Genomic DNA, 23,006 nt, shown 5'->3' with positions numbered 1-23,006 from the left:
GCCTGGCACGTGGCTCACCGCGGAGCGGGGTCGTCGAACCAGCCGTCCAACCGGCCCTCGCGCAGGTCGGCCGCCAGCTGCAGGAGCACCGTGCGCGGGTGGTCGAGGACGATCGTGCCCTCGTCCAGCTCACGCACGCACTGCTTCTCGAAGTCCTCGCGGGCCTGGTCCCGGAAACCGGGGCGCCAGCCGATCCGCACCGGCGCCTCCCACTCGCCGCTCCACGCCGCGAGTTCCTTCTGCAGCACGTCACCGCGCAGGCGAACGCCGGTGTCCGGGTCGGCGTCCACGATGTTGGCCAGCGGGTTGATGCCGCCCATGAACGGCGTCAGGACGATCAGCGACGGCACCCGGTCGCCGTAGTGCAGCGCCTGCTTCGCGCCGCCGCTCAGATGGGCGATCGCCTCCAGCAGCAGGGCCGCGCGCCGGCGGCGCTCCTCCAGCGGCAGCCGCACCGCAGGCTGGTCGCGGAACACGCAGGTGGTCGCTCCGAGCTTGGCGGCCTCCGCGACTTGGAGCGCCTGCTCCGCAGTGAGGTAGTTCGGCCGGCCCACCCCGTCGGTACCCGGGAGCGTGAACGTGCCGATCCTGGGCAGGTCCAGCAGGAACGGGGCGGCCAGGTCGGCAGAGTAGAACTCATGACCGTGCAACACCGGCTCGGTCACCCCGCGGGACATCACGCCGAAGTCCTCGGTCAGGTTGACCGGCTCGACAGACATCAGCGTGCCGAGCATGAACGGACTGTCCCGCAGAGTCGTCGCCGCGTCGTCCTTCTTCGCTCCGGTCCGCATGTAGCCGAACAGGTCGTCATCGGCATACTGCACCGGGTCGGCCTGCGTGTTGGCCTTCTGCGCCTTGCCCTGCGCCTTGCCGACCCGGGTGACCGGGGACGGCACAGAACCGCGCTCGACCATGGTCTCCCGGATCCACCGCCGTGCCGCCTGCGCGGACACGTACGGGTGCCGCCGGCCGCGGATCCGCGCGAGCTTGACGCGGGACATCGTCTCCTCGCCCCGCCCGTTGTTCGGGGCACCCGCCTGCACCGCGAGCACCACCATGCCTGCCAAGAAAGCCATTTACGCCTCTTCCCGCATCTCGTGATCGTCGTACTCGTCAGCGCCGCCGGTGACCGCAGACCGCTCAACGTCCTCCTGGATCCAGCGCTCCGCGTTCGCGTCCTCGGCCCTGGCGCTGACCGCGACGCCGCGCTCCTGCAGCAGGACGGACACCTGCGCGAACAGCAGCATCCGCTGCTCCCAGGCCCGCGGACGGCGCTGGATCAGTGGGGCCCAATGCTCGGGGCCCACCAACTGTGTCTTGTTGCCGTCCAGTTGAAGACGGGTATAGGCGCTCACCAGCAGCGAGCCGAGCGCGTAGTCGCTCAGCGCCGCCTTGCGGTACTCCGCCAGCCGCCCGCGCGGACTACTCCCCTGGGCAATCCAGTCGGCGACCAGAGTCGCCACCGGCTTCAGATCCGTTTCCATACCGAAGACCTCCTTGGCGTAGGTGAAGGCGAGTTGGACCAACGCTTCGCGATCCGCGAGCTGCCACGCGCCGTCCGTGTCCGCGAGCATCCGGTCCAGCTGTCCCAGCAGCGAACGGTTGCGTCCGTCCTCGGCCTCGAACAGCAGCCGTGCCGCCTCGCCCGCGCCACTCGCCGTGATCTTGCCCTTGGCGTCGTAGCGGGTCAGGGCCCGGCGCAGCAGCCACCAGCCGCGGCGCAGCGGCGCGTTGCCATCCACGGTGGCCACGAACACCGGCACGGCGCGCCGGGCGTGGGTGACGCGCAGCCACGGTTCCTGGTTGTCGTTCTTGAAACTCCACAGCGTGCTCGCGCTCAGGCCGCCGGGGGCGTCCCGCAGCGCGGTCAGCGCCACCAGCTCCGGCCTGGCGCTGGCCGGCAAGCCTTCGAAGCCGACCTGCATCACCCGCCGGGCACGCCGCACGTTACGCCGCGCGAACTCCCGCTCCGCCGCCGCATTCTCACACGACAGGACCGTGACAGAGCCCGCGGTGACCCACGCACCGTAGGGCAGCGCCCAGATCGCGATCCGGCAACCACGGCAGACCGGCCAGCCCGGGACACCGGGTGGCAGCGTGTTCAGCGCCTTGCTCGTATCGAACAGCGGCAGGTTCGACTTCGCCCACACGACCGCCGTGCCGGCGCCGCAGAACGTGCAGGGTCGCAGCGGGCCCGCGCCGTCGGCATCGGGAGTGAACAGCCGCTCGACCTCGGGCCGCAGCAGGGCCGCGTCAGAGGTCCGCTTACTGTGCGTGGCCTTGGAGTTGGGGTAGAGCGCGAACAGGACCTTCCACCAGTCGTAACGCCTGCTCCCCTTCGGCGCTGTCGCCGCGGACACCACATCCGCCACCAGGGTGGCGGCCACCACGTCCAGATCACCGTCGCCGACCTGGTCGGGTGTCGCGCGGCCAGCGAGCACTGCCACCGCCCACGCACCGGCCCGCTGGACCGGGTGGCCGGTGGCCACCAGCGCGGACAGCACAGGCGGCGCGGTCACCGCACCCACCCGAACCCCTGAATCGTGTCCAGGCCCAAGCCCCACGACCGTACCGCCGCGACGAACCGCGCATCGGCCTCCATCTCCACCCGCACCCGCGCCCCGATCCGCGGTGCCCCGCGCACACTGAACCGCCGCCGCGGCCCGGACTCCAGCACCCGTAAGCCGCGCGGGGCCGGCAATCCCAGCAGATCCGCCTTGTGCGCCAAATTGTGGGTGAGCCGCTCCACGAAGTACTCATCACCTGGCAGCAGATTCCGGCCCTCGTGCTTGACGACGACCGGCGCCATCGTCTCCAACTCCACCAGCCCGTCGCCCGTTTGGCGGACCGCATCATCCATGTCCACCGCCACGCCTTGCACCCGCAGACGCGTCGCGCCCCACTCCAGTTCCCGGCACGCGGCCAGCGCGGTCACCAGCACGGCAGCGATCTCCGGCACCGGCGAACCGAACCACACGGATCCCTGCCTAGAGGTGGTGTACACGCCCTCGCGCGGCCGCGCCCCGATGAACAGCGGCCCCGCCACCCCAACCGGCTTCAGCGGCTGACCCCACCAGCCCTCATCGTGCAACGCCTGCGCCAGTGCCTCGTCCTGGCTACCGAGCAGCCCGTACACCACCCCGCGTGCCGCACCGTGAACGTCCTCCCACCGCATGCTCGGTGAATCCGGCGTGACATCAACACGCAACCGCACCGCGCCCTCCCAAGCCAGGACCACCACCACAAGGCCCGGTCAACGTGCCTTCACGACAACCTAGTTGTGCGCAGGGCCTAGGATTGCCAAATTCCATGATTCGCACCGATACTCGATAGTATGTGCTACAAGTCCATATAGTTCCGCTTGAATGCCGGCGCCGTCCTCGCATGCACGCTAGCGACACGCCCTGACAGCCAGAACCGCCGGAGCCTCGGGACTGCCGACGCAAACGAGTCTCCACCTCGCCCCCGCCTCCACCCAAAACGCCCTGACCTGCGGAGGTGCACTACCGAACGGTCGCTGCGTATCGCGCCCCTAGACAAGATTCGCCCCCGTGCGACCTGCTGCTTTATCCTCGGGTCCTCATCAGCCCTGGAGGGCTCGCAACACCGAAAGGCCGGCGGCGGCCAGGCGCTCGACGTGTCGTCATCAGCCCCGGAGGGCTCGCAACACGGGCACGAAATCCCCGGGCGCCGCGGTGTAGGCGGTCGTCATCAGCCCCGGAGGGCTCGCAACGCCATCTCCAGCACCTCGCCGAGCGCGTCCAGCACGGTCGTCATCAGTCCCGGAGGGCTCGCAACGCCTGGCCGCGCTGGAGTCGGCGAACCCGCACCTCAGTCGTCATCAGCCCTGGAGGGCTTGCAACAGCAGCGGCCGCCAGGTGTTTAGGGCGCGCAGTGCGTCGTCATCAGCCCTGGAGGGCTCGCAACGATGTGTCGATCAGGTCTACGTTGTTGGTGAATAGGTCGTCATCAGCCCTGGAGGGCTCGCAACGCATCACGACCGACCCGACCCAGACCCCGCTGATCGGTCGTCATCAGCCCTGGGGGGCTCGTAACGCGGGGACGGCGAGCACCGAGGAGGTCATCACCGTCGTCGTCATCAGCCCTGGAGGGCTCGTAACTAGCCAGTGCTCACGCTGGTGTAGCCGGGCACGCGGGTCGTCATCAGCCCTGGAGGGCTCGTAACGGACTCCTCGGGTCGGGGTGCACACCCAGGTGTACGGTCGTCACCAGCCCTGGAGGGCTCGCAACTGGGCATTGTGACAGTGGATGAAGACACCGGAAGTCGTCGTAATCAGTCCTGGAGGGCTCGCAACGAGCCGGGCGGCGGTTCAGTGGCGACTCCTCAGCGCGTCGTCATCAGCCCTGGAGGGCTCACAACGCCGTAGCTAGTGCTCGGCCGCGACCAGCCGGTCCTGTTGTCATCAGGCTTGGAGGGCTCGCAACACGGGCTGACGTGGATGGTCGGCGCCGGGGTCGGCGGTTGTCATCAGCCCTGAAGGGTTCACAACTTCGTGCAGGCGGCATGGAAGACCGGGGGGATCAGTGTCGTCATCAGCCTTGGAGGCTCGCAACCGGTCGTAGCGCGGCCGCCGCTTGGCGCCGCCGGCGTCGCCATCAGCCCTGGAGGGCTCCCAACTAAAGTGCGGGCCGACCAGGAAGAAGGTACGTAACGCCAGCGGCACTCCGTTGTCGAGCATCAACGACACGCCCCCGCTTTGACAGCATCCCCTCCGCTCCTGCGACGACGTCGAGGATCGTCTGGCAATCAGCAGGCAGCGCGGCGGCCTCCATGCCTTCCTCGTGCTGCGGGGCCAGCAGCATCCCACTTGTCCCGGAAGCCGCTGCAGCCCGGGTAGGTTGAGGCCTAGAGCGAATGGTCTAGACCTCAACCCTCTCAAGGGTCAGCAAAAGGTCAGCATCAGTACGACTAGAGGCTGCGAAAGACGGCTAAACGCGCGACTCACCGGCGGTGCCTACGAGTCGCCCCAGACACCGACAGAGCCTGCCCAGCATCGCCGCTGCGGCCAGCCACGATTGAGGTTGCCACCACCGACAAAGGGCGCGGAAACGCCCACCCAAGCAGACAAAGCGCCAGGTCAGCGCGCCTTTACCCGAGGCTTGAGAGGCACCGGCGACATCGCTGGCGCGGCCAGGTGGTCACCGTCGTAGCCGCGCACTTCCCTGAGCTCCACCCCTTCCATCCAGTCAGATCGGGCTTATACGATCTCCTCACCGGAGCGGGCGATGAAGTTCCATTGCCACATCGCCGCCCACGAGGACAACGGCATGATGAGCTTCGTCAACGTGGTCCGGTAGGCGGCGGATCGGGGTACGTCCCCGGGCACCCTCTGGTCTCTCCGGTAACAGTGCCCTCCGGTAAGGTCCTGCTCTGACTACCTGCGGGTACGTTCGGCGGGGAGTTGGAGCAGGACCGGACGAACTGCCGGGCGAACCACCGGAAGCGACCTCCCACCACCATCACCCCGAAGCGCCGAGGTCGGTAGCCTGCGCGCATGGGACTGGACATCACCGTGGTCATGGCCGACTGGGAACACCTGGCCCGGATACCGGCGGGCGAGCGCCTCGAAGCGCTGGATGACGCCGTGTACCCGGACTTCTGCTGCGCGCAGTGTGAGGACGCTCGCTTCGCGGTGCCGGGCGGATGGGTCTGGCCGCGGCAGTCGTCGTGGTGCGCCGAGTACGTGTTCTTCGGGACCACCGGTTCCTACGGCTGGCACTTCCGTCTGGCCAATGCCTGGGAGGACATGAGGGCGTCGGCCGCGCCCGAGCTGCGGGAGGCCCTCGACTGTTTCCTGGGTGGCCTGGTGTGGGACGGCCCGCACGACGAGGCGGGGACGGACTCGGACGATGACCCCCCGTCGGCGGGTGGCTTCCCCGACGACCCCGCACCGTGGCGCCCTCGCGTGCTCCTGCTGCGTGCGCCGGAGGAGGTGCCGGCGCTCGTCCGTGCCTGGGAAGTGGCCGCACCGCGGTTGGCGGAACTCCGCGAGCCCTTCGACACCGAGGTTGCCGGCTGGGCGGGCCGGCCCGACAGCTTCGAGGGCGCCGTCGCGCTCATGCGCGAGTGGGGTGAGGTGGTCACGCAGGCCGAGGCACGCGGCTGGGGCCTGATCGGACTCCGGTAATACCGGTAACGGCTACGCTCGACCCGTTCACGTACCAACTGGAAGGGGGGTGAGGTCCGTGCTGCTCACAGACCTGGTCGAGGTGACGTCACCGGAGGAGCTGGGGAAACTGCTCGGCGAGCCGACACCGGGCGCGCTGGTCAAGGTCCGGCCAAGCCTGCACGAGCACGACCGCCAGTGGCTGGCCGCGTCGCCGCTGTGCGTGGTGGCGACCTCGGGCGCCGACGGCAGCTGCGACGCGTCGCCGAAGGGCGATCCGGCCGGGTTCACGCTCGTGCTGGACGACACGACGATCGCGATCCCCGAACGTCCCGGGAACCGCCGGGCCGACGGATTCCGCAACATCCTGGCCAATCCCCAGGTGGGTCTGCTCTACCTGATTCCCGGCCGCCCCGACACGCTGCGCATCAACGGCCGCGCGCGCCTCCTGCGCGACGCGCCGTTCTTCGACGCCATGACGGTCAAGGGGAACCGTCCACAACTGGCCCTGCTGGTCGAGATCGACCAGGTCTTCTACCACTGCCCGAGGGCCCTGCTGCGCGGCGGAGCCTGGCAGCCGCAGACCTGGCAGCCGGACGCGGCGCCGTCCCGCGCGGTGCTCGCGAAAGCCCACGATCACCGTCCGGAGAGCGTGGAGGAGCTGGAGGCGTACTACGGCCCGCAGTACCTGGAGCGCCTGTACCAGTAACTGATCGCGGGCCGGCGGGCCGGGCGATTCGACCTTCGAAAGTCGCTGCCGGCGAACGACTTTCGGGGGACGTCGCGGTCGGGCCGGCCGCCCTACGCTTGCGGCCGACGGAGGCGGAGTCCGTGGAAGCCCCGATCGTGTGGCCGCCACCGGCATCGCCGGACCGGCTTGGACGACCGCTGGGCGCAGCGCTGTCGTCACACAGAAGAGGACCACAGGTACGACGATGCAAACGACTCCCGCACCTTCGCCGGTGGAACCGCACGGGGACGTGCTGGCGGTGCCCTGGAGAAAGGTCTTCACCGGCCGGGTGGCCGAACTGCGTCTGCTGGGAGACCTGTTGCTCAGCGACGGGCGCGGCTGCTTCGTGGTGTGGCTGCACGGCATGGCGGGCGTCGGCAAGAGCACGCTGCTGCGCCGGTTCGCGAAGGAGGCCGAGGCGCACGGCCGGGTCACCCGTACCGTCGATCTGCGGCACACGGACCCGACGCCTTCGGCGTTCCTGGCCGCATTGGAGGCGCAGGGCGCGCCGGAGGACGCGCAGGTACTGCTGATCGACTCCGCGGACTCGCTGGGCTCCCTGGAGCAGTGGCTGCGCGACGTGTTCCTGCCGGGCATGCCCTCGCGTCCGCTGCTCGTCGTCGGCAGCCGTCAGCCCCCGTCCGCCGAGTGGCGCACCGATGCGCAGTGGTGGCACGCGCTGCGCAGCGTGGAACTGACCGGGATGGACGACGCGGAGGCCGCGCTGCTGCTGCGCAACCGGGACGTGGCGCAGGCCGATGTCCCGGGCATCGTGCGTGCCGCGCACGGACTGCCGCTCGCGCTGGCGCTGTTCGCCGACGCGCGGGAGCGCACCACGGACCTCACCGCGGACCTCGTGGAGCAGCGCCGTTTCACGGAGCTGCGCGACTACCCCGACCTGGTACGCGAATTGCTGCGTCTGATGCTGCGCGAGAGCCCGTCGCTCGCCCAGGTCGATGCCCTGCACCTGCTGGCGCTGGCCCGGGTCACCACCGAGGAGTCGGTACGGCACGCGCTGGAGGTGCCGCCGGCCGAGGCGCGCGCGCTGTGCGGCTGGCTGCGCGGACTGTCGTTCGTGCGCAGCACCGCCGAGGGCCTGGTGCCGCACGAGTTGGTGCGGGAGGCGCTGCTGGCCGATCTGCGGTGGCGCGGTTCGGAGAACTACGAGTCCCTCTTCGGCCGGCTGCACGGCCAGTTGACCGAGCGGCTCGAACAACGCTCCGGGGACCGCTGGGCGTCCGGTGCGGGGCTGGCCTATCTGGGCCGGACGAACCGGGTGGCGCGGGAGGCCGTGGACTGGCGAGGCGCCGACCGGATCCGGCTGCGCGCCGCCCGCCCGGAGGACCTGGACGAGGCGGTGACCGCGATCGTGCAGGAGCACGGTGTCGCGGCCGGTGCCCTGGCCCGGAGGTGGTGGGAGTACCAGCCGGCCGCCTTCACCGTCGCCGAGGACGGCCGCCGGCTCGTCGGCGTGCTCGTCGCGCCCTGCCTGGAGCCGGGCGCCACCGGACTGCCGGACGCCACCGGACTGCCGGACGATCCGGTGGCGCACACCGCACTGGAGCACGCGGCCGGCTGGGCACCGCTGCGGCGCACCGAGCGGCTGCTGCTGGCCAGGTGGAGCACCGGCAGCGCGGCGGTCGCCTGTTCCGCGCTGACCACGCTGTGGGCGACCACGCCCGGCCTGGCCGTGAGCTGGACCTGTACGGCCGGCGGGCAGTCGGCGCTCTCGTCGCTGCTCGACCTGTACGGGCAGCAGCGGACCGCGCCCGCCGACGGGCCGGACGGCGAGCAGGTGCTCCCCTTCGTGCAGGACTGGCGCAGTACGCCGTTCGACCGCTGGGCGGTGGATCTCCGTTTCCGGTTGCTGAGCGACGAGCCTGCGGGCGCGGTGGCGCCGACCCCGGCGGTGGTGGCAGCCGTCATGCCGTGGCCGGAGTTCGCCGACGCCGTCAAGCACGCCTACCGCAGTGTGCGGGATCCCCGGCAGCTCGCGGAGAGCGCGCTGCTCGGCACCCGGCTGGTGGCACCGGGCGCGGACGCGTCGGCGCTGCGCGAGGTGCTGACCGAGACGGTGACGCAGTTGCGCGCGCGTCCCGGGCAGCGGCAGCTGGGCGACGTCCTGGAAATCACCTACCTGGGCGGGCCGCGCAGCCAACAGGCTGCGGCCAGCAGGGCCGCGCTGTCCTTCAGTACCTACCGGCGCCGGCTCTCCACCGCGCTGACGAAAGCCGCGGAGCTGCTGCAGGAACGCGAGCTGTACGGGTCGGTGCCGCGGTGAAGCCGTCCGAGTATTTCGAACCATTTGTTGCGAGTTGGGGACGGGCAATTGAGTGACACCGAGCAGGACGACGCGAAGCGGCGGCAGCGGGCGCGGTTCGTCGACGCGCTGACGATCACCGCCCAGCAGCCGGGCGAGCACCCCCGGCTGGGCATCAGGGTCGCGGGTGCCACGGCGGTGCTGGCGCTGGCGGCGGGCAGCACCCTCGGGCTGGGTGCCTGGCGCAGCTACCAGGCGGACGAGGACGCCAAGAAGCAGAAGCCGAGCGCCGAACAGGCGGCGGCATTCAAGATGGCCACCCCATCGCCGTCCCCGTCCCAGTCCCGGTCGGCCGGTCCGGAGCCGACACAATCGGCGCAGTCGACACCGCCGGCACCACCGGCGGAGCCGATGCAACCCGCACAACCGGCGGAGCCGATACCGGCGGCACCGGCGGCGCAGCCGGCACGACCAGTACAACCGGTACAACCGACACCGCCGGCACAGCCCACGCCGCCCACTCTCCGTGCCACCTCCCCGCCTCCAGCTCCGGCCGCCCCCTCGACCGCCCCCGCAGCCGCTCCCGCTGCCGCTCCCGCGCAGCAGCAGGCGGCCCCCGGCACCCCGCCGGCCACCCCACGTTCCGGGGTGCCGCTGAAGAACGTGCTCACCAACCTGTGCGCCGGCCTCCCGAGCCACGGTCCCGGCTCCTACGGCACGCCGGTCGGCCAGTACGACTGCGGCGGTTCCGCGGCGGACGACCAGCTGTGGGGCATGCAGGCCCGCGGCGGCGGCTCGGGCCCCGGGGGTGCCGCGCTCGTCCTCTTCGTCAACGCCAAGGACGGTCTGTGCATGGCCCTGCCGGGGGGCGCGTCGAACCCGGCGGGCACCGCGGTCCAGGAGGCACCCTGCCTCCCCGACCTGGTGGACGACGAGTCCTGGTGGATCAACTCGACGGCCAGCGGCACCATCCAGATCCACAACCACCTGAACGACCAGCTGTGCCTCATGATCCAGAGCACCGATCCGACGGCAGCGGGCGCACGACTGGTGATCGACAACTGCAATGCGAACTTCGACAGCCTCTGGCGGATGAACGCATGAACGGATGAACAGCTGACCGGCTCGGCCGGACGGCGGACACCGGACGAGGCGCGACGGCCCCGGCGGACCATTCGGGTCCACCGGGGCCGTCGCACGTCTCAGCGGCCCGAACCGCCGGGCGCCGAGGAGAGCGAGTCGATCGGGAACCGGGCCCCGCCGATCCCCTCCCGGCACCGGTCGGCGGCCAGCATCGCGGCCAGCGCGGGCATCCGTGCCCACGCGTCGTCCCACGACTGCCGCTGGTCGACCTGCTCCTGACGCACGCTCTCCAGCTCCTGCCGGAGCCGCACGTGCTCCTGGAACCGCTCGTCGCGGGATGCCCGGGCCCTGGTGGCCGCGTCCGCTGCGGCCCGCTCCTCGTCGAGGGCGGTGCTCACCAGCTCACCGGCGGCGGCCAGTTGCTCCTCCAGCTCCGCGACCGCGCCGGCCGCGCGCTCGGCGACCTCCCGCAGCACATCCGCCGCACCGCGGGCGGCGTCCCGTTCCGACCGGGCCGCGTCCCGCGCGGACTCCGCGGCGGAGACGGCCTGCGGGCCAGGGCCGGTCCGCAGCGCCGCAGGCCCGGCCGCGCCGGACGCCGGCCGGGCCCCGGCTGCCTCCGCAGCCTCCGCGGCCTCCGCGGCCTCCGCGGCCCGCGCGGCCTCCTCCCGCAGCTGACTCAGCGCCTGTTCCGCCTGCGCGAGCCGCTCCTCGGCCGTCGTGGCGGCCTGCTCCCGACCGGTGGCCGCGCTCTCGGCCTCCGCCCGGACCCGCTCGGCGTCGCCCAGCCGGACGGCGAGGGACTGCCGGTCGCTGCGCGCGGTGGTGAGCGCCGCGGTCGCCGCGTCGTGCGCACTGACCGCGGCGTTCAACTCGGCTCCTGCCGCGGCCAGTTCCTCGGCGGTGCGGGCTTCCCGCAGGCTCAGACCGGCCTCCCGGCCGACCGCGTCCGCTTCGGCGTAGGCCGCGTCGGTGGCGGTGACGACCGCCGTGCGCAGCAGCTCCCAGCTGGGGGTGGTGGCCGGGGTGAGGTCGACGAGCCGTCCGTCGGCGGTGAACGGCCAGAACCTCAGCCCCGTTCCGCCACGCAGCACCAGTTCCACCGGCCGCCCTGCCGCCACGGCGGTCCGCGAGCCCACGTACAGGGCGCGGGCCAGCCGGCTGCCGTCCGGGTCCGGGCCGAGGTCGAGCCAGAGCTGGGCTCCCCGCTCCTGGCCGTCCAATCCCCCGGTCAGCACCCCGGACAGTTCGGTGACCGGGTGCGTCCTCCAGTCCCGCAGCCGCTCGCTCGGCTGCCCGGCGAGCATCGACGGAAGGTCGTAGACCTGCGGGGCGACGCGCGGCCCGATCACGCCGTGGCCGAGCAGTTCCCGCTCGAAGAGCCGGACCCCGGCGCTGCCGGTGACGTACCGGGTGCCTTCCGGTCCGGTGACCGTGATCACCGCGTCCACGAGCACCTCGTGGCTGCGGGTGTTGGCACCGGTCGCGGAACGGGTGCCGTTGCCGATCTTGATCCGGTCCCGGTGTCCGGCCGAGACCGCGGCGCCGCCGGTGCGGGAGACCGGCTGCCGGGTCAGCAGCGGGGCGGTGAAGCCGACCAGGTGCAGGTTCGGCCGGTTACCGCTCAGGGTGGACTGGTAGCCCAGGCCCGCCGTCGAGCTCACCACCGAGGAGCTGCTGGTGGAGCGCACGGGCTTGCGTGCCCGGTCCACGGCGACGTCGTCGGCGTCGGTGACCGGCCGCGGGTTGTGCAGGGTCACCTGGAGGCTGGGCGGTTCCTCGGGATCGCTCGCCCCGGGCCAGGCCCCGGGCATCGTGGTGGTCAGCCCCGCGGCCGTGCCGGACCGGCCGACGGTGATCCGCCCGGCCTGGAGGAGTTCCCCGAGGCGGGCCGCCGCGGCCTCCGGCGTCGCGTCGGCCGACAGGCCCCAGGCCCCCGCGGTGTCCGGCGCCACGGTCAGCAGCGCCTGCGCGAGCTGCGGGAAGCCGTTGAACCCGATCACCGGTGTCGGACCGGTGGGGACCAGCGGGAGCCCGGCGCTGAATGGCCGCCCGCCGTCCGGGAGCGGTTCCCGCCGCTCGGGCGGCGTGGCCGGCCGGGGATCGGCCTGCGTGACGCGCGGCCACACCGGCGCGTCGGGCAGGCGCGGTTCGACGGCTTCCGAGCCGAGGAACCGGACGCTCACCACCGCCGGGACCGAGATCCTGCGCCCCTGGGAACCGCGCATCATCCGGGCGAGCCGCTCGGCGAACCCGCCGCCGCCCCGCTCGGTGAGGGACACCCATCCGTTGTCCAGCACGCCGCCGAGCAGGTCCGGCGGCCAGTCCCAGACCAGTTCGGAGCGGACGTCGCCGGTGAGCTCGTAGACGATGTCGTCGAAGTCGGCGGCGTTGCCGGACTTCGTCCAGTGCCGGTCGTCGGCGACGAAGTCGCTGCGCGAGCTGCTGCCCCGGACGGTGGAGGCGGACAGCACCGGGCCGGTCCGGTCCGTGTGCCCCGGGCCGTCGCCCGGGCGCGCGTAGCGGGAGACCGGGGCCGCCGTCACCTGCCACGTCCGGGTGACCCCCTGGGACGCGGAGCGGCCCTGCGGCGCGTGGACGAGCACCGTCTCCACGGCGTTCTTCTCGCCCGCGGGGCGCCCGAGGAGCGCACGCCGGGCCGGGGCGTCCGCGACCGGCCGAGCCGCCAGGGTGACCTCCACCAGGCGGGCACCGCCCGTGGCGGCGTACCGGAACCACAGCCGGACCGTGCCGCGACCGGGCAGCGCGCGCAGCGCGGGCGGTGCGGTCAGGTCGGCGAGGCGGGTGGCCACCCCCGGCAGGTACGCGGCGTGCCCCGGACGCGTCACGCCGGGCGCCACCCGCTCCACCTGTTCCAGCAGCTCGCGGTGCAGCCGGCCGCGGACCTCGCCCCGCCGCACCTGGTCGTCGACCTGGGTGACGGACAGGACGCTGCCGGTGCCGATCTCACCGGTGCGCACGAAGTGGTCCGGCGGCGGCAGCGTGGCGGGCTCCCGCACCGGCCGGGGCAGGCCGGGCACACCGGTGAACCAGCCTGAATAGCGGGCGAGTTGGCCGGCGGCCATGGTGAACTGAACGGCGCCGGGCAGGTCGAGGGCGACGGTGACGCCGGCCCGGCTGCCCAGGCCGACGAGGTTGCCGAGGAAGTTCCGGGTGCCCCGGCGCAGCGTCACCAGCAGGGTGGCGTCGGCGGTGATCAGGTACTGGTCGGCGGCGTCCACCGGCGTCCGCACGACCGAGGTGACGGCGGAGTGCTCGATCGCGGTGTCGGTACGGCTGCTGCGCGAGACCCGCAGGCCCGGGTTGGCCTGCGACACCCGCTTCGGCGGGCGGCCGGCGGCCCCCTTGGGAGCCGGAGCCGCCTGGAGGGCGCTGACCGCTGCGCCGAACTGGTGGACCCTGGCGACGGCGCGCTGCCGGCCGGCCACGTCGGTCGCGTTCACGTCGCGCTGGCTGTGGCTGCGGAAGGAGCCGCTGAGCGCGGGGTCGTGCAGGTAGCCGGTGATCTCCAGGGAGAGTTCCCCGTCGGCTCCGAGGCCGGGCAGCACCAGACCTTCGATGACGTGGACGCCGCTGAAGATCTGCTGCGCGCGGGCGAGCAGGTTGGCGACCCGCAGGTGCTGGTTCAGCACCTCGGCGGCGAAAGCGCCCTGGTCCTCGGCGGCGGGGCCGGCCAGGTACTCGCCCACCCAGGCCCCCGGTGCGGTCACCAGCTCGGGCACCCGGTTGCCGAACGTCTGCAGCCCTCGGCCCAGAGGCCCTGGCACGCCGGAAGCCGCGCGGCCGGGGTGGGTGCCGGTGACGAGCTGCCGGAACGCCTCCCGCAGCGCGGCGCCGGCGCGGAAGACGTCCACCACCGCGTCGTCCGGCAGCCGGAGCAGCCCCGGCAGCGGCGCTCCGGCGGGGTCCGTGAGGCCGAGCCGCACGGCGTCGTCCTCCGGTCCCCCGCCGGTGCGGGGAGCGCGGATGACGTCGCGGGCCGGGGCGGGCAGGATCCGGCCCTGTACCGGGACCGTGCGCTGGTGCGGCACGGCCAGCGTGACGTGTCCGGCGACGGTCGTCGGCGCCGCCCGGGCGACCGGCCGGCCCAGCGGGTCGGCCGGGGCGAGCAGCGCGTGTCCGGCCGCTCCGGCCCCGGGGTCGGACGCCGGGTCGGACGCCGGGTCGGCGAACCGCACCAGCGGCTCCGGCGCGCTGCCCTCGTAGAGGTCCAGCGCGAACCGGGCCGGTACGGCGAAGAGTTCGGTGCCGCCGCTGGAGGTGATCGTGAGCTGGTCCGCCGCCTGCGCGGACCCGGCGGACGCGGCGCTGGAGTGCTGCGCGCCCCAGACGTACTCGCCGGTGGTGTCCAGGCCCCATCGGCCCTGCGCGAGCGGCCACCGCGGGCCGCCCCCGCCGCCCAGCGTCCCGCCCGCCTGGTTGCCGCGCTGCCGGGTGCCCTTCGCCTCGTGGGACGTGTTTCCCTGGGTCTGCACGTCCGGCAGCCGCCGGGTGTGCACGGAGGCCGGCGCGCCGACCTCACCCGGGCGCGGGACCCGGTCCCGGGCGGCGGTGAAGCGCAGTTGGACGCGGCGGCTGCCGCTCACCGTGCCGGGCCGCTCGAACCAGACGGCCCGCCCGCCCTCGACGGCGTCCGGCAGCGCGGCGGCCAGCCCCACCCCGGAACGCAGTTGCTCGAACCGCCGCAGGTTCGCCAACTGGGCCTGCGCCCGGGCCTCGTTCCACTCGAACCGGCTGTGCTCGTGCGGCGGCAGGATCCCCTCCCGGCGCAGCCACTCCTCCGCCCGCTCGAACATGCGGTCCGCACCCAGGACGGCGAGGGGCACGGCGGAGAAGCCGATGCCTTCGAGGTGTTCCAGGTGTCCGGGCAGCCCGCGCAGCTCCTCCGGCGTGGGTGCGTGGCCGATGCCGCGCGGCAGCAGCCGCAGCTGGAGGCCCTCCGGCCACGGACCGAAGGAGCTGGTGATCTCGCCGCCGCCCGCTCGCACGAGCGTGACCCGGTAGGAGACGTCCGACGGGACGTGCAGGTGGCTGCTGTCCGTGTAGAGGGAGTGCATCATCGACGCCTTGTTGCCGACGTTCAGCGCGTCGCTGGACTGCCAGGACACGCCCGCCTTGCCGAAGACGGCGCCGTTGATCCGGCGGGCGGCGGACGGGTGGCCGATGGCGTGATCGGGGGTGAACGTCGGCCCGCCGCTACCGTCGAGCCCGACGCCGCTGGTGAGCCGCACCGAGCGGTCCACGCCGGAGGTGTGGGTGAACCAGGTCTCCAGCCTGAACTGGCCGTGCGGGGTCTGCGCGTTCGGGCTCCCCGGGCGCACGGTGGCGACGAGCCGGAGCATGCCGATCGTGTTGCCGCTGCCGTCCGTCAGCAGCGGCGAGTACACGCCGCGGTCCCGCTGCATCGGGAAGGTGTTGCGCAGCATCCCGTCGGAGAGGAAGTCCTCCAGTTCGCTCCGGGAGCCCTCGCTCAGGCTCCGCAGCGCGGCGAAGCCGGCGTCGGCGAGCAACTCGTCCAGCAGCCTGCCCGGTTCGGCCATGGCGTCCACGCCCCACAGGGGGAGGTCGTCCAGCCCGGCCGGCTCCGGGAACGGGCCGAGCGCGCCGCCGTGGTCGAAGGCCCGGTACTCGGAGAACCAGACGGTCAGCGGCCCGTGGTCCTGCTCCGCGCTCCAGCGGTCCACCGGCGCGTTCCGGTCGGTGTCCACCCGCACCTGCCACCGGCCGCTGAACTCGACGAGGTGCGCGGGATCGTTGGCGCGCTGCATGGACGTGACCGTGACGCCCTCGCTGACCGTCGCGGACTGCGTGAGCTGATTGTGCGTCAGGGTCAGTGTGAGCGCGCCGTCGAACCAGCGCAGCGGCCCGGCGGGACCGTTGTAGACCGCGGTCCACGGGATCGGGATGGTCCGCATGGTGCCGGAACTCTCGGCCGCGGAGGACGACTGGCTGCCCTCGCTCTGCCGCTCCAGTTTCGTGGCGCGCGCCACCTCGCCCAGGGTTCCCTGGTGCGCGGCCGGGCGCGGATCGGTCAGGCGCAGCCGGACGTCCACGGTGCGCTCCGTACCGTCCACGGTGAGCGTGACGCGATGCCCGTTCGCGCTGCGCACGTACGGCAGGTGCAGCGCGATCTCCTGGGAGCCGAGCTGCTCGGCGAGCTGTCGGCGCGCCGCCGCCTCGGCAGGGCCCGGCGTCACGCCGAGGGCGGTCAGCACCTGCTGGTGCAGCGCGCCGAGCGTGTCCTCGGGAACCGGCTCGTGGGACACGAGCCCGACCAGGCCGTCGTGCCGGGAGCCGTAGTCGCGGACGTAGGGGGACAGGGCCCGGGGCGGGGTGGCGGGGCTCTCGTCGGACACGGCGGCTTCTCCGGACCCGGACCCGGAGCCGGAGCCATCACCGCTGCCGGAGCCGTCACCGCTGCCGCCTGCTGCTGCGGCGCCTCGGGAGCTGCCTTCGCCGGGATCGTGGGGGGCGGGCAGGGGTGCCGGGACTGCGGCGGGCGGCGAGGTCTCCGGTGCGGGAGGCGGGTTCTCGGTCACGGAGGTGGCCGCACTGGGCTTCGCCGGCCGGGGGTCGGGGTCGAAGAAGACCACGGGCCGGGCCGGGCCGGAGGCTGCGGCCGGCCGGGCGGGGGGCGTGGCCACGGGCGACCCGGGGTCGCCACCGGCCCTTCCCGGAGCCGATGTCGCGGCGGAGGACGGGCTGCCCTCGGTGGGCCCGGCGGGCTCGGCGGTCTCGTCCGCGCGCTCCTTGCCGGCGCGCCGGGCCTGCTCGGCTACGGCTAGGGGTTCGGCTGCGGTTACGGGTTCGGTCGCCGCCCAGTGGGCGGTGTGCTGCTCGGGCCGCTCCTGCCGGAGCAGGACGACAGGGCGTCCGTCGGCGGGTCCGACCGTCCAGGGGACGCCGTCCGGGGACAGCACGGTGATCCGCAGCCCCAGCAGGGGCGCCGCGACCGCGAGGGTCAGCCAGTCCGACGAGGCGGGGCCGGCACCGGTCCGCAGAGCCCGGACGATCTCGTCCGTGCTGCCCCCGGCGGCCGTCCCGGGCAGCAGCGGTGCGCCGTCCGGCCCGTCCGCCGCCGTCCCCGGGGACAGCAACCTGCGCTCGGCGGGCGCCCTGCCGAGGTCGGCCGCGAGCGCGTCGGCGAGGCGGGCGCGCAGTTCCCCCGGGGCGGCCGGCCGGCCGAGACCGGCCAGCCGCCCGCTCTCCCCCGGCGCGACGGCGGTCAGCGCGTGCACCAGCGCGTCTCCGAGGGCGGGGACGTGGAGCGGAGCCAGTCCGCGCTCGGTGAGCCAGGCCTGCGCCCCGGTCGCCTCGCTCGCGTGCCGGTCGCGAAGCCGATCGAGGTCGGCGGGCTGCTCGGGGGTGGCGGGCGGCTCCGGGGTGGCGGGGGCGATGGTCTGCACCTGGCTGCCGCCACCGCCGGGCCCGGGCGGCGGCGGCAGGGGAACCGGGTCGCTCCGCACCGCCCCCGCGATAGCGGAGTGCACTGGGAGAGCGGAGTGCACCGGGAGATCGGAGTGCACCGGGAGGGCCACCGGCGCCAGGACGTGCGGCTGCGGCCGGTGGGCGTTCTCGACGTGGTCCCAGAAGGCCCGGTAGCCGTCGTACAGCTCGTTCTCCGCCTGGGTGCGCCGCACCGGATTCGCCGCGACGACAGCGGCGTCCTGCGGATCGGTGCCGTACAGCCGCTCCAGGATCGGCAGCAGGGCGGGCTCGTGATGCCGCACCCAGTCCGGGCCGTTGTTCCGCGGCCGGCCCGTGTAGGCGTCCGTCCCGGCGTTCGTACCGAGGTAGGCGTTGGACGCCTGGGCGAAGTACTCGAACTCGTTGGTGGACGAGTAGTTGCGCGTCGGCCGGCCGGCCGTGTCGTACAGCGGTCCGTCCGGCCATGACGCGGCGTCCCCCAGGGACAGCTTCTGCCGGAACGCGTCGGTGATGACCTGCCGGTCCGCGGCGGACAACGCCTCGGTGTGGATCGTGTGCGCGAGCTCGTGCGTCGTCGTGGAGTAGCCGTCCGGGTAGAAGCCGCCGGGCAGCCGGGTGAGCTCCCCGAGGAGGTTCTCCTCCGTCACGGCCGCGATCAGGCCGCCCGCTCCGCGCACGCCGTCCCACGTCCGGGCGTCGGACCCGCCGACCCGGCGGCCCGCCAGGTCGCGGAAGGCGTCCAGCGAGGTCATCGCCTCGTTCTTGGGAACGACGACCACGCGTGCGCCGCGGTCCAGCAGCCGCGCCGCGACCTCGGGGTCGCGCAGCATGCGCGCCAGCTGCCGCTGTACCTCGTGCCGGGCCGACACCGGCTGATCCACCCCTGGCGACATCCGCGTCATCAGCTGCGCGACCGTCGCCGCGAAGTCCGACGGGGACAGCGCCGCCCGCAGCGCACCCACCAGCGCGGGATCCGCCGCCAGCGACTCGAGTTCGCCGGCCGACAGCGACGCCAGCTCCGCCGCCCGGTCGTCCGCCGACAGCTGCGGCAGGCGTGACCGCGGATCCTCGACGCCGGCCGGGCGCGGGGCGCGGCCGGGAGCAGGCGTGGCCCGGATCCGCGCCGAGGACGGGACCGGCCCGTCGGGGGCCGGGGCCGGCTCGGCGGCACTGTGTCCGCCCGCGACCGGCGGGGGCAGCACCGTGGTCAGGGACCGGGTGTGCCGAGCAAGTACTTCGGCCATCTGCGGTACGGAGAAAGAGCCCTGGAAGAGCCTCGCCAGGTCGGTGGTGACCACGGGCGCGAACCCCTGCTCCAACAGCAGCTTGTGCAGCAGCAGATGGACGTTGACCCGCCGGTTGGCGTCCTGGAACGGGTGAATGATCTGAAGGGCGCGGACGGTTCTGGCGATCGCGGAGAGCCGCCCGCGTTCGTCCGTCGAGCGTGCGACTTCGTCGTAGTACCGGTCGAACGCCTGATCCACCAGGACCGCTGCCTCACCGGCCCGGTAGTTGGTCTGCAGCAGCGCCTGTCCGGGCTTCGAGAACCGGTCCAGCGCCGTGATCGGGCGGACGTCCGTCGTCCCCGCCCAGTCATGCGTCGACAGGTCCAGCACGAGCCGCCGCCCGCCGATCGTCTCCTCCAGGACGTCTGCGCTGAGATCCGTGTTGCGCAGCGGGAAACTCGTCGGTTGTCCGCCCGACCAGCCCGGCTTCTTGTCCAGGTACCGGATCACCAGACTGTGCAGCCTCAGATACAGCCCCGAGTTCATCCGGTGCCCCACCCCGCCGGAGGAGTCCATCGCCTCCCGGTAGGCATCGACCATTCCCTGCCGGAATCCCGGCGACTGCTCGAACTCGTAGATGCCGCCGGGATCCTGGGAATGGAACTCAAGGGCCCGCGCGTGGTCCCGCGGATCGATGAAGAGTCGCCACCAGTCGTCCTCGGGCATCACCGAGGACAGCCGCAGCGACCGCGCACCGGGAGGCGGCACGGTGCCTTCGAAGGTCACCTCGTCCGGCAGCGTCACCCCACCCGACGCCGAGGGCCCCGTCACCGACGCGTCCACCGGTGCCGTGGACGCCGCACGGGCCGGCCCCGGTGCCGCGCGCCCTCCCTGCCTCAAGCCGATCGCGAACAGGCCGTCGTCAGAGTCGGCATCCGAATCGCTCGCCGGACTCGAACCCGCCTCCGGCCTCGGCCGCAGACCGACCGCGAACAGGCCGTCATCCGATTCGACGTCCGATCCGGCGTCCGATTTCCCGGACGGACTCGACGGAGCGTCCCGCCGAGTCCCCAGTGGCACCGCGAACAGGCCGTCGTCGGAATCCGACCCGCTCCCCTCGCCCCGGGACGGCGAGCGACCGGCGAGCGGGTCGGTGGGCGCATCCGTGCCCGGCGGCGGCGCCAGGTGGGTGGTCCGCGGAACCGGCGCCGGTGCCTGCTCGGCGGGGGGCGGGACGATCGGCCGCGGGCCCTGGACGAGGGAGCCCAGCAGGGCCGTGGCGGGCAGGTGTCCGCCGCGCAGGTACTCGGCCGCGACCAGGTCGACGACCTCCTCCGCCCGTGGCACCACGCCCAGTGGGTTCTGACCGGGCGCCACCTGACCGATCCGGCCCAGCACCGCGCCCGAGGCCCACTGCACGGCCGCGTCGCGCCGCTCCTGCGGCACCGCCGGGTCGCCGAGCCGCGCCCGCGCCGTGTCGACGTCGAACCGTGCCGCCCCCGGATGCTGCGCAGCGGGTGCGCCTGTGGAGGCGGTGCGGTCTACCGCCGGCGCGCCACCGGACCTGGGCACCGACGAGGTGGTCCCTGCCCCGGGCCGCGTCCCGGAGACCGGGCGGCCCGGGGCGGTGCCCGGGAGGCCCGAGGCGAGGTCCGGGGCGGTGCCCGGCTGCTCGGCCGGGTGTCCCTCCGCGGCCGGGAGGCCGCTCTGCGGGACGGGGGCAGCTGCCGCAGCTCCACCGCGCGGGCCGTCACCCGGTGCCGACGGCTCCGGCCGGATGGGCTGCGCCGGGGCCGGACGCGCCGCGCCGTCTTCCCCAGGCGCGCCCTCGGGCCCGGCCGGGCCGGCGGACGTGGGACGGTCCGCACCGGAGGGCGTGGGACGGTCCGGGCCGGAGGACGTGGGACGGGCCGGTTCCGAACCGGACGTGCTCCGGCCGGACTTCGGCTCGGCGGCCGCGGCTGGACGCGAGGTGTCGGACGTGGACGGGTGGCCGTCGTCCCCACTGCCTCGGGTGCCCGCCCCGGCACCGGGACGGGAGGCGGGGGCGGGCGTCTCGACGTAGGTGGCGCTGCCGCTGCCCTGGTTGGAGCGGAGGCTCCCACCACCCTCCCCAGGCCCGCGGCCACCGCCGACCGGGCCGCCGGCGATGTCGCCGAGGGTGGCGGGACGGTCGTACCCGGCTCCCGAACGCGTCGGGATCCCGGGGCCGCCGACGCCGGCGGTCCCTTCCCCAGGACCGTTCCCGCGGCCCGAGCCGGGCTGCGCGGTGCCGTGCGGGTCGTTCTGCGGTCCGCCGAGCTGCCGCCCGGGGGCCGCGAACGGGTCCGAGGCCGTCGCGGAGCTGGACGTCGGTGAGTTGGAGGCCGGGCTGCCGCCGCTCTCACCCGGCGTGTTCACCGGCTCGGGGGTGCCGTGCGGGTTCTCCTGCGGTCCACCCAACCGGCGCCCCGGCCCCGCGAACGGATCCGACCCACTCGGAGCACCCGACTTCGGGCCCCCCTCCGCAGCCGCCGACGTCGGCTCCGGCGTCCCATGCGGATTCGCCGGCGCACCACCCAACCGCCGACCGGAACCCGCGAACGCATCCGACCCACCCGGCTCGCCCCCAGCCAGGCGCTGCCCGCCACCACCCGACGTCGGCTCCGGCGTCCCATGCGGATTCGCTGGCACACCGCCCAACCGCTGGCCGGAACCCGCGAACGGATCCGACCCACCCGGAGCACCCGACTTCGGACTCTCCTCCGCGGCCGCCGACGCCGGCTCCGGGGTCCCATGCGGGTTCCCCGGCACACCACCCAACCGCCGACCCGCACCCCCGAACGGATCCGACCCACCCGCACCACCCGACTTCGGTCCGCCCTCCGCAGCCACCGACGCCGGCTCCGGCATCCCATGCGGATTCCCCGGCACACCACCCAACCGCCGACCCGAACCCGCGAACGCATCCGACCCACCCGCACCCGCCGGAGATCCGGCGGGACGCTGCGCGGCACTCGCGCCCGGCTCGGCGGTGCTGGGCGCCGAGGCGCCGCCGGTCTCGCCGGCGGCGGGGCCGGCACTCGGCTTGGCGGCCGGCGTCCTGGCCGGGGCGGTCGCCGGGGTGCCCGGCGCGGATGTGCCGGCGGCGGAACCCTCGCTCCTCGCGCCGGGGTTGGGCATGCCGACGTCACCGGCGCGGCCCGCGCCCGGTCCGCTGCTGGTGGGGTGCGCCTCGCCTGCGGACGCGCTGCCGCCCCTGGGGGTGAGCGGACCGGGCACGAGAGCACCGTCCCCCTTGCCCAGCGCGCCGGGGGTGGGCGCCGCGTGCTCGCCGCCGGGCAGCTGCGGCGGCGGGGTGACGCGGGCGCCGCCGCCGCTCGCCGTGGGGGTGGCGCCGTGGCCGATGGCCGGCTCCCCGTGCGGAACGGGCGTGGCGGCGGCCCCCTCGGGGACGGGGGTCGGGTTGGCCGAACCCGGCTTGCCGCGGAAACCGGAGAAGGCACCGAAGCCGCCGCCCAGGATCGCGCCCAGGCCCATGCTCCAGGCCTCGGCGCCCCAGTCGACGTTGTAGTCGGTGCCCGCGATGGCGGCGCCCGCCTCCCCGACGGCGATGTCGATGCCGAGGTTCAGCGCGGCACCGGTCACGGCGCCGCCGAGGCCGGCGGCGATCGTGGTGCCGACGGTGCCGAGGCGGGCGGCCATCTGGGCGAGCACCGGGATCAGCCGGCTCAGCAGTGAGCTGATCATCGACAACAGGCTGCCGAGCAGCGGCCCGACGAACAGGAACGCCAGGCCGATGATGGCGCCGAGGATGTCCGCCCACATCGAGGCGTTGATCTTCTTCGCGTACTCGTCGGCGGCCTTGTGCAGCTCCTCCGCGTAGCGCTGGATGGTCTGGCCGATCGTCCAGGCGGTCTGGGCGGCGTCGTCGATGGTCCCGCCGAGCGCCTCGTCCCATGCCCGGTGCGCCTGGACGCCCGCGGCTCCGGTCATGCCGAGGCCGCCCAGGTGGCCGCCGACGGCGACCCTGCGGGCGTGCAGCTCGTCGCCGAGCCGGATCCAGGCGTTGCCCAGCTCGATGATGTCGTCGAGGTTGATGGTGTCGAGTACGGATTCCGCGGTTGCCATGATGTGGGCCGCCCTCCCTG

At 73.7% G+C, this 23,006-nt stretch carries 9 protein-coding genes; 5 read left to right on the top strand and 4 right to left on the bottom strand.

The genetic code is table 11. The features are described from left to right. Positions 1–14: 14 nt before the first annotated feature. Genes cas7i through cas6 form a run of 3 tightly spaced genes read right to left on the bottom strand, consistent with a single transcriptional unit; the run spans position 15 to position 3,244 of the window. Positions 15–1,076 (bottom strand): type I-B CRISPR-associated protein Cas7/Cst2/DevR, encoded by a 1,062-nt coding sequence (gene cas7i / locus AC060L_RS21765; protein ID WP_483800511.1) that lies wholly within the window; start codon positions 1,074–1,076, stop codon positions 15–17. After that, positions 1,077–2,519: a hypothetical protein gene (locus AC060L_RS21760; protein ID WP_483800510.1), complete on the bottom strand. Its 1,443-nt coding sequence runs from the start codon at positions 2,517–2,519 to the stop codon at positions 1,077–1,079. It lies immediately after the preceding gene. After that, the gene (gene cas6, locus AC060L_RS21755; RefSeq protein WP_483800509.1) at positions 2,516–3,244 is read right to left on the bottom strand and encodes a CRISPR-associated endoribonuclease Cas6; all 729 of its coding nucleotides are present in this window, start codon (positions 3,242–3,244) and stop codon (positions 2,516–2,518) included. The genes AC060L_RS21760 and cas6 overlap by 4 nt, the downstream gene beginning before the upstream one ends. A 2,003-nt stretch (positions 3,245–5,247) precedes the next feature. Here cas6 and AC060L_RS21750 point away from each other — a divergent pair. The 5 genes from AC060L_RS21750 (at position 5,248) to AC060L_RS21730 (ending at position 10,222) form a co-directional block, all read left to right on the top strand. Then, the gene (locus AC060L_RS21750; RefSeq protein ID WP_483800521.1) at positions 5,248–5,319 is read left to right on the top strand and encodes a multicopper oxidase domain-containing protein; all 72 of its coding nucleotides are present in this window, start codon (positions 5,248–5,250) and stop codon (positions 5,317–5,319) included. 197 nt (positions 5,320–5,516) lie between these two features. Next, the gene (locus AC060L_RS21745; protein WP_483800508.1) at positions 5,517–6,149 is read left to right on the top strand and encodes a hypothetical protein; all 633 of its coding nucleotides are present in this window, start codon (positions 5,517–5,519) and stop codon (positions 6,147–6,149) included. Positions 6,150–6,207: 58 nt separating this feature from the next. Then, the gene (locus AC060L_RS21740; RefSeq protein WP_483800507.1) at positions 6,208–6,837 is read left to right on the top strand and encodes a pyridoxamine 5'-phosphate oxidase family protein; all 630 of its coding nucleotides are present in this window, start codon (positions 6,208–6,210) and stop codon (positions 6,835–6,837) included. A gap of 280 nt (positions 6,838–7,117) precedes the next feature. Beyond that, positions 7,118–9,139: a P-loop NTPase family protein gene (locus AC060L_RS21735; protein ID WP_483800506.1), complete on the top strand. Its 2,022-nt coding sequence runs from the start codon at positions 7,118–7,120 to the stop codon at positions 9,137–9,139. Positions 9,140–9,187: 48 nt separating this feature from the next. After that, positions 9,188–10,222, top strand: coding sequence for an RICIN domain-containing protein (locus AC060L_RS21730; RefSeq protein WP_483800505.1), 1,035 nt, complete (start codon positions 9,188–9,190; stop codon positions 10,220–10,222). 98 nt (positions 10,223–10,320) lie between these two features. On the opposite strand, the gene AC060L_RS21725 is transcribed toward AC060L_RS21730, so the two are convergent. After that, on the bottom strand, positions 10,321–22,986 hold the full coding sequence (locus AC060L_RS21725; protein ID WP_483800504.1) for a hypothetical protein: 12,666 nt from the start codon (positions 22,984–22,986) through the stop codon (positions 10,321–10,323). Between the last annotated feature and the right edge of the window lie 20 nt (positions 22,987–23,006).

Source organism: Kitasatospora sp. NEAU-69 (genome assembly GCF_057158765.1).
Note: the sequence above shows the minus strand (reverse complement) of the source record. Positions and strands in the feature narration are given on the sequence as shown.